Source organism: Chitinophaga varians, assembly GCF_012641275.1.
Classification (GTDB): Bacteria; Bacteroidota; Bacteroidia; order Chitinophagales; family Chitinophagaceae; genus Chitinophaga; species Chitinophaga varians_A.
The window spans coordinates 856,732-873,312 of the sequence record NZ_JABAIA010000004.1 but is presented as its reverse complement, the minus strand read 5'-3'; the positions used below and the strand labels follow the sequence as shown (position 1 = coordinate 873,312).

At 51.0% G+C, this 16,581-nt stretch carries 11 protein-coding genes; 4 read left to right on the top strand and 7 right to left on the bottom strand.

The window, feature by feature from the left end:
• Positions 1–25: 25 nt before the first annotated feature.
• Positions 26–433, top strand: coding sequence for a DoxX family membrane protein (locus tag HGH92_RS32905; RefSeq protein ID WP_168875074.1), 408 nt, complete (start codon positions 26–28; stop codon positions 431–433).
• Positions 434–505: 72 nt separating this feature from the next.
• On the opposite strand, the gene HGH92_RS32900 is transcribed toward HGH92_RS32905, so the two are convergent.
• Both HGH92_RS32900 and HGH92_RS32895 read right to left on the bottom strand, forming a co-directional pair.
• Positions 506–1,693, bottom strand: coding sequence for an O-succinylhomoserine sulfhydrylase (locus tag HGH92_RS32900; protein ID WP_168875073.1), 1,188 nt, complete (start codon positions 1,691–1,693; stop codon positions 506–508).
• Positions 1,694–1,717: 24 nt separating this feature from the next.
• Positions 1,718–2,137, bottom strand: coding sequence for an OsmC family protein (locus tag HGH92_RS32895; protein WP_168875072.1), 420 nt, complete (start codon positions 2,135–2,137; stop codon positions 1,718–1,720).
• A gap of 192 nt (positions 2,138–2,329) precedes the next feature.
• On the opposite strand from HGH92_RS32895, the gene metX reads away from it, so the two are divergent.
• Both metX and HGH92_RS32885 read left to right on the top strand, forming a co-directional pair.
• Positions 2,330–3,343, top strand: a complete 1,014-nt coding sequence (metX, locus tag HGH92_RS32890; protein WP_211092817.1) for a homoserine O-acetyltransferase MetX — start codon at positions 2,330–2,332, stop codon at positions 3,341–3,343.
• Positions 3,344–3,440: 97 nt separating this feature from the next.
• Positions 3,441–6,314, top strand: a complete 2,874-nt coding sequence (locus tag HGH92_RS32885; RefSeq protein ID WP_168875071.1) for a TonB-dependent receptor — start codon at positions 3,441–3,443, stop codon at positions 6,312–6,314.
• Positions 6,315–6,386: 72 nt separating this feature from the next.
• Here HGH92_RS32885 and HGH92_RS32880 read toward each other — a convergent pair whose 3' ends face one another.
• From HGH92_RS32880 to ychF, 5 genes are all read right to left on the bottom strand, one after another.
• Positions 6,387–7,958, bottom strand: coding sequence for a reverse transcriptase domain-containing protein (locus HGH92_RS32880; RefSeq protein WP_168875070.1), 1,572 nt, complete (start codon positions 7,956–7,958; stop codon positions 6,387–6,389).
• Positions 7,959–8,364: 406 nt separating this feature from the next.
• Positions 8,365–10,017: an SWIM zinc finger family protein gene (locus HGH92_RS32875; RefSeq protein WP_168875069.1), complete on the bottom strand. Its 1,653-nt coding sequence runs from the start codon at positions 10,015–10,017 to the stop codon at positions 8,365–8,367.
• A 90-nt stretch (positions 10,018–10,107) separates the two neighbouring features.
• A complete protein-coding gene (locus tag HGH92_RS32870; RefSeq protein WP_168875068.1) occupies positions 10,108–13,440 on the bottom strand; it encodes a HEAT repeat domain-containing protein in 3,333 nt (1,110 codons plus the stop codon).
• Positions 13,441–13,641: 201 nt separating this feature from the next.
• A complete protein-coding gene (locus HGH92_RS32865) occupies positions 13,642–14,013 on the bottom strand; it encodes a hypothetical protein (protein WP_168875067.1) in 372 nt (123 codons plus the stop codon).
• Between the two features lie 146 nt (positions 14,014–14,159).
• Positions 14,160–15,263: a redox-regulated ATPase YchF gene (gene ychF / locus HGH92_RS32860; RefSeq protein WP_168875066.1), complete on the bottom strand. Its 1,104-nt coding sequence runs from the start codon at positions 15,261–15,263 to the stop codon at positions 14,160–14,162.
• Positions 15,264–15,330: 67 nt separating this feature from the next.
• Here ychF and HGH92_RS32855 point away from each other — a divergent pair, with 67 nt between their 5' ends.
• Positions 15,331–16,563, top strand: a complete 1,233-nt coding sequence (locus HGH92_RS32855) for a nucleoside recognition domain-containing protein (RefSeq protein ID WP_168875065.1) — start codon at positions 15,331–15,333, stop codon at positions 16,561–16,563.
• Positions 16,564–16,581 lie beyond the last annotated feature (18 nt).

Genomic DNA, 16,581 nt, shown 5'->3' with positions numbered 1-16,581 from the left:
TACATCACTATCCATTTAAACAGTTATGAAATCTTCAGAAGAAAAAATAACAGCCTGGTTTTTACGTATAGCCCTCAGCGCAGGTTTTTTGTCCGCCGTGGCCGACCGGTTCGGACTTTGGGGTGCGGCACATTCCGCCTGGGGCAACTGGGACAAGTTCCTTCAATACACCACAACCTTGTTGCCCGGTATCCCAGCGCCGCTGGTTTCCATTGCCGCAGCGGTGGCAACAGCCCTGGAGCTGCTTTTCGGCATATTGTTGTTGGCTGGCTTCAAAACCCGGCTGGTAGCGCAAGGCAGCGGTATTTTGCTGATATTGTTTGCGCTGGCGATGACTTTTTCAAAAAGCATCAAGGCCCCGCTGGATTTTTCCGTATTCTCTGCTGCCGCAGCGGCTTTCGCGCTGGCCGGTTTATACAGGCAAAAGGCATAGGTGAACGAAAGGCTATAAATGACAATGCCCGGAGCGCAGGCCCCGGGCATTATTGTATAGATGCGTTGATAGTTACAGGGCGCTTTTTTCCAGTGCCTGTTTTATGTCCGCAAGGATGTCATTGACGTTTTCCAGTCCGACAGAGATGCGGATCAGACCCGGCGTGATGCCTACGTTGGCCCTTTCCTCATCGCTCAGTTTGGCGTGCGTGGTGCTGGCCGGATGGGAAGCGATGCTGCGGCTGTCGCCCAGGTTGGCCGTGAGGGACAGCAGTTCTAACGCATTGAGGAAACGCACGCCGCTTTCGAGGCCGCCTTTCAGTTCAAAGCATACGATACCACCGCCGCCGCTCATTTGTTTACGGGCGATATCATGCTGCGGATGGCTGGCGAGGAAAGGATATCTCACGCCGCTCAGGTGTGGATTACCTTCCAGCGACTGTGCCAGTTTCAGCGCGCTGGCAGCATGACGTTCCATCCGTACGTGCAGTGTTTCCAGGCTTTTGCTAAGCACCCATGCATTGAAGGGCGACATCGCCGGGCCGGTGCTTCTGCAGAAGGTATGTATTTCTTTGATCAGTTCTTTTTTACCAACGATAGCGCCGCCCAGTACACGTCCCTGGCCGTCGATCCATTTGGTGGCGGAGTGGGTAACGATATGAGCGCCTGCTTCGATAGGACGTTGCAGCACCGGTGTGGCAAAACAGTTGTCAACGTTGAGGATGACATTATGTTTATTGGCAATGCCGGCGAGGTACGCCATATCGATGATTTCCAGTCCGGGATTGGAGGGTGTTTCCACGAAGATCATCTTTGTATTGGGTTTGATCATCGCTTCAATGCCGGCGGGATCGTTGACATCGAAATAGGACCATTCTATCCCCCATTTGGGCAGGAACTTAGTGATAACGGTATGTGTGGAACCGAAGATAGAGCGGGCGCTCAGCAGGTGGTCGCCTGCTTTCAGCAGGGCCATGAAGCTGGCGAAAATAGCGCTCATGCCTGAAGCCGTGGCATAACCAGCCTCCGCGCCTTCGAGCGCGCACATCTTCTGTACAAACTCGTCCACGTTGGGGTTGCTGAAGCGGCTGTAGATATTAAAATCTGTTTCATCCGCGAAAGTGGCCCTCATTTCTTCCGCATTATCAAAGCAGAAGCTGGAAGTCAGGAACATTGGTGTGGAATGTTCCATTTCGTTGGTACGTGCCGTCTGAATTCTTACCGCATTGGTTTCCGGTTGGTATTGCTTGTTATTGCTCATGGACATGGTGGTTTCTCTCCGTTATTAAGCGTTCAGTTTCACTTCCCAGGTCAGTTTGGTGTTGGCCAGACGCAGCGTTTCAGCGACGGAGCAATATTTGTTCATCGACAGTTCCACTGCGCGGGCAGCTTTATCAGCGTCGATGTTTCCGGTAAAATGAAATACGATGTGGGCTGTTTCCCATAAAGACGGTTCTTTGCCTTTTTCCCTCTCCGCTTCTATTTCAATGCGGAAATCCTTCACTTCCTGACGTTGTTTTTTCAGGATCATCAGCACATCAATGGCAGAGCAACCTCCGAGGCCCATGATGACCATCTGCATAGGTCTTACTCCGTTGTTCTTCCCCCCGTTTTCCAGGGATGAATCCATCAACACTTTGTGACCGCCTTCATCAACGGCTTCCATGTTGAAACCATCGTCTACTCTTTGTAATGCTATTTTCATGATTAGGTGGGTTTCTTCCAACAAAGATAAATAATTCAATTACGAATTACGAATTAGGAATTACGAATTGAGGGCTGTTTCACGGAAAGGTCCGTTAACAGCCGCCCTGTAAAAGAACCCTCCATTCGTAATTCCTAATTCGTAATTTGTAATTCCTGATTGGTATTGTAGATTTGCAAAAATTTTGGATTATTGTCTGCACAGGTTTTTTACAGTAAAGCACCATTCCGGCTGGAGTCCGGCCAGGTATTACCTGAATTACAGATCGCCTATCATACTTACGGCACCATGAATGCTGACGGCAGCAATGTGGTATGGGTATGTCATGCATTGACCGCCAACAGCGACGTGGCTGACTGGTGGAGCGGCCTTATTGGCTATGAACGGGTAATTGACCCGGCCCGGCATTTCATTGTGTGCGCCAATATTATCGGTTCCTGCTACGGCAGTTCCGGTCCGCATACTGTAAATCCTGCTACCGGCGAGCCCTGGTACCATACCTTTCCGGCCGTTACCATCCGTGATATGGTGCAGGCGCACCGCCTGTTACGGGAACACCTGCAGATACAACAGATAAGCCTGCTGGTGGGTGGTTCCATGGGGGGGTACCAGGTATTGGAATGGGCATTGACTGAACCGGAGCGCATTGCCCGTCTGTTCCTGCTCTGCACCGGCGCCGCTGAAAGCGCCTGGGGCATTGCCATTCATACCGCGCAACGCCTGGCCATAGAAGCCGATGCCAGCTGGCAGGACCCGGCGCCCCATGCCGGCGCCCGCGGCCTCAAGGCTGCAAGGGCCATCGGCATGGTCACTTATCGCAACTACCAGACCTTTATGCGCACACAGTCTGATCCTGACAAGGAAAAGACAGACCATTTCCGCGCTTCCTCCTATATCGATTACCAGGGCGATAAACTGGTGAAACGTTTCAATGCCCAGTCCTACTGGCTACTCACCAAAGCCATGGACAGCCATAACATTGCGCGCGGCCGTCATGAAGACATCACCACTTCCCTTTCCCACATACAGCAACCGGTATTGCTCATCGGCATCAGCAGCGATCTGCTCTGTCCTCCCGAAGAACAACGCCTGCTGGCCACTTATCTGCCTGATACTGTTTATCATGAAATAGACTCCTCCTATGGCCATGACGGCTTCCTGATCGAGTTTGAGAAGATCGGGAAGATATTGCAGGATTGGCGGTAGCCGGCTCTCCCGGGAAATATTTTCAGTTTCGCAGTTGTATTTGATTTTTCCTTATATTTAGATATAACCGAGTCTAAATCAAAAACGTCCACTGCGTATGAAAAGCATTCTATTCAAAGTATGTTTGGGCTCCCTGTTGCTATTGATGTCCTTTTCCCTGGTACTCACAGCGCAAACGCCTATAACTATTACCGGTACTGTAACAGACAAAACATCCGGAAACGGTATGCAGGGAGTTACAGTTGCCGTGAAAGGCGCCACAGCCGGCACTATCACGGGCAACGGCGGTAACTTCCAGCTCAAAACCAACCATGCCCTGCCACTGACCCTCGTTTTTACCTATGTGGGTTATCAAACCACAGAGCAGGTGGTCAACAATGCCAACGAAAAAATCACTATTACACTCGGCACGACAGAAATACTCGGGCAGGAGGTGGTAGTAGCCGCCAGCCGCGTACAGGAAAGCATCCTGCAATCGCCGGTGTCCATCGAAAAGCTGGACGCCCGCGCCCTGAAAGCGTCTCCGGCCCCCTCCTTTTATGACGCCCTCGCCAACCTGAAAGGCGTGGAAATGAGCACCCAGAGCCTCACCTTCAAATCCGTGAACACACGCGGTTTCAACAGCAACGGCAACACCCGTGTGCTGCAACTAAACGATGGTATGGACAACCAGGCCCCAGGCCTTAACTTCTCCGTCGGTAATATGGTGGGCATTCCCGAACTGGACCTTGATAACGTGGAACTGATCCCCGGCGCCGCCTCCGCCCTGTACGGCCCCAACGCGCTCAACGGCATCGTGCTGATGACCAGCAAAAACCCGTTCCAGTACCAGGGCCTCAGCGCCCAGGTGAAAACCGGCATACTCAATGACGGCGGCCGCACTTCCGCCACCACCGGCTTCTATGACGTGGCGGTCCGTTATGCGCATGCGTTCAACAACAAATGGGCATTTAAACTGAACGTAGGCTATATCAAAGCGGACGACTGGCAGGCCCACGACTACCGCGACCAGAGCCTGGCCAACGGCCACGGTCTCCAGGACGGCACCCGCGCCAACAATGAAGGATATAACGGTGTCAACACCTATGGTGATGAGAACTCCGTTAACATGTACAACACGCTGAAAACCGGCGGTCTGCTGAACCAGCAACTGGCAGGCATCTCCGCCATGTTTGGCGGCAAGGTGACACCCGACCAGATTTTCAATGCAGCCATCCCCGCTCCCAACAGGGCCACTATCACCCGTACCGGCTACAATGAATCCGATGTGGTGGACTACAACACTAAAAACCTGAAGCTGAACGGCGCCCTGCACTATAAAATCACCGACAATCTCGAAGCCCTCATCCAGGGCAGCTATGGTTCCGGCACGACTGTTTACACCGGCGCTGACCGTTACTCCCTGAAGGACTTCAACATGGGTCAATATAAAGTGGAATTACGCCACCCTGACTTCTATGTAAGAGCTTATACCACCCAGGAAAGGTCAGGTGACAGCTATGCCAGCGGCACCCTCGCCGCCGGTATCAATGAAGCCTGGAAACCAAGCACTGTATGGTATTCCCAGTATTTCGGCACTTACGCCACGCAGGCACTGGGCACCTTCGCGCAGGCCTATGGCAAAGCGTTACAAACCGGTGCTACCGATGCTGCCGCTTATGCTGCCGCACAAAACGCCGTTTCCACCGGTATGCCGCTCTTCTTCCAGAATGCCCGCGCTAAAGCCGACTCCGGCCGCTTTATGCCAGGTACCCCGGAATTCAACAATGCAGCAGCACAGGTGAGAAGCAAGCCTATCCCCGGCGATGCCAAAGGCGTAGGCGCTAAATTCACTGATAAGACCAATCTCTACCAGCTGGAGTTTATGTACAACTTCCATAACCTGATCAAATTCGCTGAAATACTGGTAGGCGGTAACTATCGCCGCTATACGCTTAACTCTGAAAAAACACTGTTCGCAGTAGATGATAACGGCAAAGAGTTTCGCATCAATGAATATGGCGGTTATCTGCAGATCATGAAAAAACTGGTGGATGATCACATTAAGCTGACCGGTTCACTGCGCTATGATAAAAACATGAACTTCAAAGGTCAGTTCAGCCCCCGTTTATCCGCTGTATACACCTTCCTGCAAACACACAACCTGCGTGTATCCTATCAGACAGGCTTCCGCATTCCGAACAACCAGGACCAGTACATAGACCTCAACACACCGCAGGCACACCTGATCGGTGGTCTGCCCTTCCTGCGTGAACGCTACGGCCTGAACAACGGTCCGGTATTTACACTGCAGTCTGTGCTGGCAGGCAATCCTCAGGCATATACCTTCCGCGAATTCAAACCGGAACGTATCCAGGCTTATGAGCTCGGCTATAAAGCGCTGATCGCAAAAAGATTACTGGTAGACGCCTACATCTATAAAAATGATTTCAATAACATGAACGGCAGCCAGGTACTCGTGAAACCTGCCAGTGGCACCTCGCCGCAGCAGATCTTCTCCGTGCCGGTAAGTGCAGAAGAAACCGTTAAATCATGGGGATGGGCATTAGGACTGGATTACAGCCTGCCACTGAACTTTACCGCAGGTGGTAACATTTCGTACAATGAACTGAGCAACCAGAAAGACCTCGGCAGCTTCCTCGCCATGTTCAATACGCCCAAAGTACGTTACAGCCTTAATGTAGGTAACCGCAACATCGCTAATTCCAATATAGCCGTTAACGTTGTATGGAAATGGCAACAGTCCTATATCTGGCAATCCTCTTTTGTGGGGCCCAATGTCAATGCACTGGCACTGAGCGAAATTCCTGCCTTCGGCACGCTGGATGCCATGGTCAGCAAATTCTTCCCGAAAGCTAAAACCACCGTCAAACTGGGTGGGGTAAATATCCTCAACAAATCCTATGTGCAATCGTGGGGCAATCCTACCATTGGTTCACAATGGTATGTTTCACTGGGATACAATCTGTGATCTGTTATACACCACATAAAAAAGCCTGCGCTGTGTCCAGCGCAGGCTTTTTTATGATTAATGTGTGATCTCCTATAGCACATCCCACCATGGCTTATCTGGCTTATTAGTAGCCGCCGGTGTGTCTTTTACGATGGGAATACCTTCCGGATGTTGGGCCGTAGAAGGTTTATCAGCCGATGCAGGCGTATCAGCGGACGCAGGCGACGTAGAGCCGGTGGTCCAGAGGTTACGGGCTTCCGCCTTGATGTCTTCCCTTTGCAGCAGCAGCGCCAGTGTTTCCTTCAGCTTAGCGCCCTGTTCCGGTTTCACCATGTATACGTAGTTGGCGAAACCTTCCATGCTGCTAATAATATTTTTGCCTTTGCCCCAGCGTTTGCCTGCCAGGCCGGTTTTGGAGATCTGATGCAGCAACGCACGGAACTTACGCAGCGTATCACGGTCAAGGCTGATTTTTTCATTGACAACGATGCCGGTCACCTCTCTTTTGTCGCCGCGGCGCATCACCTTCAGTTTGTCCGGATGAATGGTGAAGCCTTCTTCTTTTACCACCTGTTTCACTGACCAGAGCAGCTGTCCGGCTTTATCGGCAGCCTCGCCTTTAGCGGAGAAAGTCATATCGTCCGCATATCGCGTGTAAGCGTAACCGTATTTAGCGGCCAGCCCCTCAAAACGGCGGTCCAGTTTGAAGCAGATCAGGTTCGTGAGTGCCGGGCTGGTAGGCGCTCCCTGCGGCAGGTGCCTTTCCGTTTTGGCCACATAGTATTTACGGTTGTCTAGCAGGATCTCATCCACTTCCGGTTCGGTGCAGATGAGGCCCAGGATGGTAGCCACCTGCTCTGCGTATCCCAGTTTACAGAAAAGGCCTTTCACCCTTTTGTAGGGAACGGAAGGGAAAAAGTCCCGCAGGTCGATATTAATGACGATGTCCTGGCCAACGTGCGGTGCGGCGTTGGTAACGATGGATTTGCCGGGTACGAAACCATGGGCAGCATCGCTGTTTTTGATTTTATAGAGAATGTTCTCCAGTATCCAGTGTTGCGCGGCTTTCAGTTGCGGCATAGGCGCTGAGATAACGCGGGTGCCACCTGATTTCTTGGCAATCTGGAAACGTTGATAGTGCGAAGTGTGCGCCACCTTCCGGTTGAACGCCAGGAAGCGCAGTTTACCGAGGGTGATGCCCATAGCGGCTGCCAGGGCTGTAGCATCTTTGAACACCGGCAGGCCGAATTTGGCCAGCTGTGTTTCATCAGGTGCAATTTTATTAAGGCCGGCGGAAACTTCCTCACCGAGGTAGATGATATCGGACTTCTTTTTCTCTGCCCAGGCTTCAGCGCGGGCTTTTCTTTTTTCTTCGTTGCGTTTTTTTGTCTCCGCGCGTTTCAGTTTTGCTTTGGCCATGCGTTCTTTGCGCATGTCTGCCAGCATTCTTTCCTTGTTGCGGTATTTTTGTTTTTCGGCCAGCAGTTCATTCAATTCGCGGCGCAGTTCTCCTTCCTTGCGTATCAGTGTTTCCGGTAAGGATGGCTGGGTGGTATTACGTGCCCAGAAACCCAGACGGGTCATTTCTTCCAGTATAAATTCCTCTTTGGAGGATGCACGGATTCTGTCGTACAGCTGTTGACGGGTTAAGCCTTCGGCCATAGTGTTGGCGTTTACTTTTTTAATGAATGTTTAGCAGCTAAACTGAAGCGGAGTAAAAAGGTCCGGCTTTGAAGCGGCTGCGGAAGCCATGCCTGACGCGAAGAGAAACAGGATTTTGTAAAGAGGAAAAGGCCTTCGTGCAAGCCATTGACTAAATCAATCAACTCCAGGGAGGGGCGTACCTATAGTGAATTTCAGCCCCCGGGGCTTGTACCGTAAATTCGCTATAGGTACGCCCCTCCCAAAGTAAAGATTGCATTTAGTGAAGCATGTATAGTCATGATACCTGAATGACGAAACATCATTCGTCCCTTTTACGGGCGCAAGTGCAATCAATTCCTCTTTACAAAGATCTGTGTTTATTAACGAGCAGGCAAGTTAGAAAATAATTCTGAAAAATAAAATTTTATTGTGCAGAATTATTTTCAGCATGCGTCATACGCAGTGCCAGCATGTGTTCGCACGGCCCTTTGTACAACTTGTTAGTGTTATAAAAACTACAATCGCAATGTGCATCGCTGAGTCTTTCATCATTATCGATGACAATAACGGGATGGTATACACGATGTGTGCTTTTTACATTTCCTTTCAACTGTATGCCGGTACCGGGAATGTCCTGGGCGGTGAAAGTCACCCGTTTTTCCTGCACCAGCTGCGACGCTTCTGCTTCCAGCGGGTTGGCAAACCGCAGGGATTCCAGCGGCAGCGGGTCGCGGCTCAGTTCCCGCAGGCGGTACATGCCGCTATGCAGGTCAAAGATCACTTTGCCGGCTTGCGTATAGATACCCAGCGCGCCCAGTACAGTGGCTTTGTCCAGCCCTGTGGCAGCAGCGATGGTCTCCGGTTTGGCCATCCAGCGGGTTTGCAGGTCGGCAAACACTTTCAGTTTGGCGCTGTCTTCCACAATGGCACGAGGCGCCATCAAGTCAAACTGACCGGCACGTGACCAGTCATTGGCCGTCCAGCCGGAGAGCCCGAGGGTAAATTGCATATCCCCCAGGTCTGCGACGTAGAAAGACGGCAGACCGTTGCCGATAAGATGCACAGTGAATTTTTTGGCAATAGGGACCAGGCGTTCCAGTATCAACAGTCTCCTTCTGCCCCATATCCTGATTTCACGGCTTTGACCGCCCTTGTATATCGATCTCGCACACACGATTTCGTGGTTCCATGGTTCAAATACCGCCCGCACAGGTTTGCCCGGCTCCAATTTAAAACGGATGGAACGCGGACCGCTCTTTTCCTTGAAACGGCGCAGCCACAGGCAGAAATTATATACATCCATCGGGTGCAGGTCGAAGGTGGCGGCAGGCAGCGTCATAGCGGAACTTACCTGTAAAAAGCCTCTCACCCAGCTGTCCGGCAGATCGATTTTCACTTCATGGTACATTTCTTCCTGCGAAGTCTGTATCTGAAAACCTCCCGGGTCTACTTTAAAATCTGTTTCCTTATAGTCCCGGATTTTCTGGAACTCGTCATACAAAGCAGCGGAATAGTCGATGTTGGTAGTACCGCACCCGAACTCATTCACTTCCTTGAAAACGTTATAGCTGGCGCTCAGTTTACCATAGGTAGATTCATCCTGGCTAAAACATTCGAAGAACATTTCATCCGGATGCACCGTGATCACCGGGTCCAGTACAAACCAGGCATCCCGGTCTTTCTGGTACAGATAATCAAAATATTTTTTACGGGCGTTGTAAAAAGGGCCCATTACTTTATCCTTCTCTGCACTTACCTCCTTCAGGCTTTCGGAGAGCGCGGCAATCCGTTGGTTGGCAGCTTCTCCGTCGTAACCGTTCATATGTTCCGCCAGCCATACAGACTCCTGCTGGGCTGCCCATTCCTTATAGGCGGTTTTATCTTTGGGTTTAAAACGCAGGTCCGACACCACTACATCATGCAGTGCAGATATGGCTTCGCGGAAAGCGATTTTTTTATGGAGTTTTCCAACAAAAAAGGTCGGGTCACGGCGGGTGTCCGGGGCAAAGGAAATACCGGCAGATGTAGCATTGCTGTACACCTGTGAGTTGCCGCTATATCTGTAATTGAATAACATAAATCTATTTTCAGATTTTGTTATTTGGTTATTTCATCATTGAAAGATGGTATTCTTTCAAAATCCCAAAATAACTAAATAACCAAATTTCTAAATCGTTTGGGTTCGTACGGGCATTAACGTTATTGGCAGTGCAATATCGAACTGTTGCTGTATATCGCGCATGATCTGTATGCAGCGTGCCTTGTCAGCAATAGACACGGTAGCGGATATATGAGCGATGATCTCTCCGATGTAAGCAGCTGCTTCGGCAGACTTCAAGGCTTCTTTCTCCAACAGGTTAAAGATACGCTCTTTGGCTACCCTGGCTTTGTTGACACGGCTCAGCACAGAACGGAAATAATGCTCCATACTGCGCAGGTACTCCAGATTGTCGGTAGCATAGGCTGCCAGGTAATTGGTGGCAAAAACCTGCATGGCCACGCTCGGATGCTGGCTCAGTTTCAGCAGATAAGACGGTCCGTCTGCATCTTTGAAGAAACGCGTCAGCATTTCACGGCCGAAGGCCTGAATGTCCGGGCGCACGCTGTCGGCGATGGCCACGAGGGTTTCCGGCGTCCAGTCATTTTCGGAGAACTGCGTGCGGAAAAACTCCTGCGCAAAACGGCGGGTATCGTCCCATTTAGCGTCCAGCAGGCCGATGGCCGCGTCGCGCTCATAGCGCATACGGGCGGCATGCCGGTTAAAGAAGCCCCAGCTCCATTCACGCACCGCCAGCAGTTCGTGGCTGCCGGCAGCAATCACCTGTTTAACGGTCAGCGCTTCTGCCGGGATGTATTTATTCAATACTACCACGCCAAATTCCTGTGCAGCGCGATAGTTGGCATACAGTAAACGTAATGCGGTAGCGGTGTCTACGTCCTGCAGATGCCCTACCAGCTCATGGCTCAGGATAGCAGCGATATCATCGTGGATACCTTCTGAGGTTTCCTTGCGCATGAGGCGCGGCACCAGCTCGTTGACCAGATACACGGCCAGGCGGCTGTCTTTCGCTACCAGAGAGGCTATCAGCGGGCGTATTTCTTTTCGTACGTCCGCATACGGTGCCAGCACGATATCGAGCAACACCTCTGCCCTGCGCAACAGTTCCGCTTCCGGCATCGCTTTCAGGACAGACATGCCGGCCATTCTTACCGAAGCATGCTGGCTGGCCACCAGGTTACGCAGCAGCTGGTCTGACAGTTCTGCAAAATTCAGCTGTCCTTGTTTCATCACCATCAGACGCACGCCAAAAGCCTGGCAGGCCGGTGTGGGTGAGTTCATAAGGTCAGTGATCACTTTCATGTCCACTTCACGCAGGGCATCGGCGCAGAAATGTTCCAGGATCTGGCAACCATCGTTGAGGTTCTGGTTCACATCATCTGCCAGATTGTTGGACGCCAGCAATGCGGCAATCGCCTTACCGACGAGTGCGCGTGCCTTGTCGATGGGCAGATGTTCCGGTGTCAGTTGTTGCCGTACATAATTACGGACATCCTTATACGGATTAAATATCATCCGCATCAGGAAATCCGCGTCCCCGAAGCAGGCAGCCTTGTTTTGGTCTACCCAGTCGAGGCCCTGTACCCTGGCCACTTCCAGAGGGCTCATGGTAACGGCGTACAACAGGAAGAACGATAGGTTGGCCGGGTTATATTTTTCTTTTGCCAGTTCCAGGCCGAAGAGCGCGGGAACATTAAAATGGCTGATCAGCAGATAGTAGATCGTTTGCTCATCCATTTTGGCTTTCAGGTCTGCGTATTCGGGGTGCGATTTCAATTGCTCCATGGCAAAGAGATGCACCACTTCCATTCTACCGGCGATCAGCAGCTGCACAAACGCCTGTGGCATCTGTCGCCATAACTCCAGGTAAGGCACCTCGCTGGCCGGCGCCGCAGGAGCGGTTTCCGGCTGATAAGTGGGCGGTACCACACCGGGTGCCGGCGTTTGTTTCTCCCCGCCCAGCCAGCCGAACAGTTTCTGTAACAGCGTTCCTTTTTGCTGTGCTTTCACGGTATCGGGGTGGTCGCGGAGCATCGTCGCTTCACGCGTAATCTCACCTTTTTCATTTCTGTCCACCTGGAAACACCATGCCGTACCGTTGGAGTCCAGCTTCAAATCAGGATTGTTTCCCCGCAGAATATAGTTGAGGAATACGGCCTGCGCATGGGCCGGATACTGCTTATACCAGGTGGTATAGCGGCCATTGACCCAGCTGTATTGTTTGACTTGATATTCCTGCCTGGCATCACGCTGCTCTTCGTATTGCAGCAGCATGGCGGTGGCGAGGCGTACATATTCCATATCGCCTCTTTTGCCCGCTGCGCGCAGGTTACGGAGTACCCTGCGTCTCAGGTAGTTTCTTGTTTTGTTGGAATAAGCGAGGCGGGATCCCGGCTTTTTTATTTCCCTGGCTATTTTAAAAGTCTCCTGCAACTCCGGCACGAACACATTGGGATGATATTCGTTTCCATCATAGTCCAGTCGTTTGCCGGGATGGTTGAACATTGGCAGTTCCCTTTCAAACCTGACGGCCAGCGTACCTACGATTCCCTGATCGTCGCGCAGTTCGGCCTGTTTGAAAATATGGCGTATATGCTGGAAGTGGCTGGGGCGTAAAGGCATATGGACCAGGAAGCCGATGATAGCGTCCCTGACGGCCTTATTGTTATACGCCACGATATACAGGTCTTCCAGCATCGGGTAGTTGAGTTCTGATTTGACCATGACCAGCTGCTGTACCTCGTCGAAGATGGCCTGGGCATTATCACCGGCGATGGTTTGCTGCAATGATTCCGGCAGGCGGTGGAAATGGCTCTGTATATGCGCGTTGCGCTCCTCTTCGGGAAGCGTCAGTAGCAGGCCATTGGCGGCCAGCATCCGGATGTTCTGCGCATAGGAGCCGTTATCTGCATAGGAACGCAGTACCGGGACCGCAGCGGGATCGGCACATCTGCCGAGGGCCCAGAGCGCGGTATAACGCTGCATAGCATCTCCCCTTTCCATCAGTTTGATCAGATAAGGGACCGCTTCCTTGAGCTTACGTTCACCTGCTTTCCAGATCACACGCGATGTTTTCCAGGCAGTTTTATACGCGGGCTTATTTTCCAGTGCGCCCTGCAACCTTTTGAGAATAGCGGCATCTTGTGGATCGGCCACTACGGAAGTATCTACTGGTACAAAAGAAAGGTCCTGCACAGCTTCCTGCTCACCGAGATAACCTTTGCTGCGCTTTTCCTTTTCCAGGGCGTCAAAGATGGTGGTGGCGGCTGCAAGCGCTACGGGGGTTACAGTCTTGGTGCCTTCTTTCAGGGTTCCGAAGCGTTTTCCGTATCTAAAGTTAACAGTATATTGTTCCGGGCCAACTTCACAAAGGTCTATTTCATATGTTTTGTCCGAGTTTCCTTCCCGGAAAAACAGTTTTACATTCCTGACTAATCGCATGAGCTAACATTAAAATAGTGAGCTAAACTAATAAATAAGTTGTACTCCCCAAGTAAATTTTTTTCAACAGTTTTTTTGCTATGCCACAGAAACCAGTCTGGCACGTTGTTCGCACCAGTTGACACCAAACGAAGCCACAAGGCACATGATAAGAAAAGCGGTTAAGTAGTATCCCGGCAACCGCTTTTTGTTTTTGCAGTATTATTTAACCCATATATCTGAAGGGCGGGTCATCCATCCGCTGTCAGGGACGGCAGTGGTACTGTCCTTCAGTTGATAATCAAAATACATGGTGCTGACGCTCGGGAGCCAGACATTAAATTTCACCAGGTAACGTCCTCCCGCCGCTTGTGCCGTGGGATTATTGCCAGTAGCACCCGTATATTCAACACCGTTAACACGATATTTAAAATGCATCGTAGCGTAACGTCCGTATGACCTGCCTAGTGTTTCTCCGACTGTATAACGGGTATTTGTCCTTATCAGCACAGCGTCAGACAAAAGATATAATAACCCCAAAAGACTAATTAATATGCAGATGTAGACTAAAACTGACTGCAGTTTTAATTTCATGTCAACCTGTTTATTGTAATGATACGATTTTTAACGTCGATCATCTTTCAAAAAAAAAGAGCGTCTCATTTTATTGAGACGCTCCCGGTTTTGTTGTAACCTCCATGCATTTGAATATCATGAAAGGATTATTGTAACGGAAATGATTACACGTTGAAACGGAAATGCATGACGTCGCCGTCGGCCACGATGTATTCCTTGCCTTCAATCCGCAGACGGCCGTTGTCACGGGCAGCGGATTCAGAGCCATATTTTACATAGTCGTCGTAAGCTATTACTTCGGCTTTGATGAAACCTTTTTCGAAGTCGGTGTGGATCACGCTGGCGGCCTGTGGTGCTTTCCAGCCTTTGTGGATGGTCCAGGCACGCACTTCCTGCACACCGGCAGTGAAGTAAGTGATCAGGTCCAGCAGGTTATAAGCGGAGCGGATCAGGCGGTTGAGGCCTGGTTCGGTAAGACCGTATTCAGAGAGGAACATTTCCTTGTCGGACGGGTCTTCCATTTCAGAGATCTGCGCTTCGATGGTATTGTTCATCACGATCACTTCGGCGTTTTCCGCTTTCACCCCTTCTTTCAGGGCTTCGGAGTATTTGTTGCCGGTATGAAGAGACGCTTCGTCTACGTTGGCTACGTACAGCACTGGTTTTTCCGTGAGCAGGAACAGGTCGGCGATAGCAACGCGTTCTTCTTTGCTCAGGCCCAGTTCGCGGATATTGCGGCCTTTCTCCAGGTGTTCCTGGCATCTTTTCAGCACTTCAAATTCCGCTTTCGCTTTGGCATCGCCACCGGTTTTAGCCATTTTCTCAGTACGGGCAACTTTACGTTCCACGCTTTCGAGGTCTTTCAGCTGCAATTCAGTGTCAATGATTTCCTTGTCGCTCACCGGGTTGATGGCGCCTTCTTCGCGGAGGATGTTTTCATCTTCGAAGCAGCGGATCACGTGCACGATGGCGTCCACCTCGCGGATATTGGCCAGGAATTTATTACCGAGACCTTCGCCTTTGCTGGCGCCTTTCACCAGTCCGGCGATGTCCACAAACTCGATGGTGGTAGGTACGGTGCGCTGGGGTTGCACCAGCTCAGCCAGTTTGTCCATACGGTTGTCAGGCACGTCCACCTGTCCTACGTTCGGTTCTATGGTACAGAAGCGGTAGTTGCTGGCCTGCGCCTTAGCGCTGTTACTCACCGCGTTAAATAATGTCGATTTCCCTACATTCGGCAATCCTACAATTCCAACTTGCAAAGCCATTTTTTAAAATTTGCGCAAAGATAAGTTTATTTTAGTTTATTTGTTGCCAGAATAAACCAATAATCTAATGGCATTAAACTACGTTTGGCTGGGCTTTTTCCTGATAGCTTTTGTAGTAGCAGTTTTCAAGTCGGTGTTTTTACAGGATACAGCTATTTTTGGCGATATTATGAATGGTATGCTCGCCAGCGCCAAAACCGGGGCGGAGATCTCCATTGGACTGGCCGGCATTATGACGCTCTGGCTCGGTATTATGAAAGTGGGCGAGGCTGCCGGCATGATCAACCGCTTCTCCAAACTGGTTTATCCTTTTTTCTCCAAACTCTTCCCCCAGGTGCCGAAAGGCCACCCGGCCATGGGTTCTATGATGATGAACTTCTCCGCCAGTATGCTGGGGCTCGACAATGCCGCCACGCCCATGGGCCTTAAAGCCATGAAAGAGTTACAGGAGCTGAACGATAAACCGGACACAGCCAGTAATCCGCAGATCATGTTCCTGGTACTGAACACTGCCGGCGTAGTGCTGATCCCAACATCGGTGATCGCCCTCCGTAAAGCCGCCGGGGCGGCCAATCCGGCTGATATTTTTGTGCCCACACTGATTTCCACCTTTATAGCGTTTATTATAGGTATGTTCACCGTATCTGCCTACCAGCGCATCAACCTGTTCAAACTCCCTGTACTGGTGTTCCTGAGCGGTTTTGCAGCGGTGGTGACCGGCCTCTATTACTGGGTAAAGCATATGCCTGCGGACAAAATCGGCCCTACTATGAGCAATCTGGGGGGTGGTATCATCTTCTCGATCGTTATTCTCTTCCTGGGAGCAGGTATCGTCAAAAAAATTAATGTGTATGATAACTTTATAGAAGGGGCCAAAGAAGGGTTTCAGGTGTCAGTAAGGATCATCCCCTACCTGGTGGGCATCCTGGTGGCCATCAGCGTGTTCCGCACGACAGGCTGCATGGACTACCTCATCAACGCCATCGCCGGCCTCTTTTCCTGGATGGGCTTCAACACCGATTTCGTACCGGCATTACCGGTAGCCATGATGAAACCCTTGAGCGGCGGAGGCGCCAGAGGCCTGATGATTGAAGTGATGACCAACTACGGTGCGGACTCTTTCCAGGGTAAACTGGCCAGCGTGATACAAGGCACTACGGAAACCACTTTTTATGTACTGGCCGTTTATTTCGGCTCCGTGAATATCAAAAATACCCGCTATGCGCTGACAGCCGGACTGATAGCCGACTTCTTCGGGCTGCTGTCCGCTATCCTTTTGGGGTACCTCTTTTTTCACTAGCATTCATACGTGCGTATA

Bases quoted from the DNA above. Each gene is read 5' to 3' on its own strand.
- HGH92_RS32905 (WP_168875074.1), top strand. From the start codon at position 26: ATGAAATCTTCAGAAGAAAAAATAACAGCCTGGTTTTTACGTATAGCC.
- HGH92_RS32900 (WP_168875073.1), bottom strand. From the start codon at position 1,693: ATGAGCAATAACAAGCAATACCAACCGGAAACCAATGCGGTAAGAATT.
- HGH92_RS32895 (WP_168875072.1), bottom strand. From the start codon at position 2,137: ATGAAAATAGCATTACAAAGAGTAGACGATGGTTTCAACATGGAAGCC.
- HGH92_RS32885 (WP_168875071.1), top strand. From the start codon at position 3,441: ATGAAAAGCATTCTATTCAAAGTATGTTTGGGCTCCCTGTTGCTATTG.
- HGH92_RS32880 (WP_168875070.1), bottom strand. From the start codon at position 7,958: ATGGCCGAAGGCTTAACCCGTCAACAGCTGTACGACAGAATCCGTGCA.
- HGH92_RS32875 (WP_168875069.1), bottom strand. From the start codon at position 10,017: ATGTTATTCAATTACAGATATAGCGGCAACTCACAGGTGTACAGCAAT.
- HGH92_RS32870 (WP_168875068.1), bottom strand. From the start codon at position 13,440: ATGCGATTAGTCAGGAATGTAAAACTGTTTTTCCGGGAAGGAAACTCG.
- HGH92_RS32865 (WP_168875067.1), bottom strand. From the start codon at position 14,013: ATGAAATTAAAACTGCAGTCAGTTTTAGTCTACATCTGCATATTAATT.
- ychF (WP_168875066.1), bottom strand. From the start codon at position 15,263: ATGGCTTTGCAAGTTGGAATTGTAGGATTGCCGAATGTAGGGAAATCG.
- HGH92_RS32855 (WP_168875065.1), top strand. From the start codon at position 15,331: ATGGCATTAAACTACGTTTGGCTGGGCTTTTTCCTGATAGCTTTTGTA.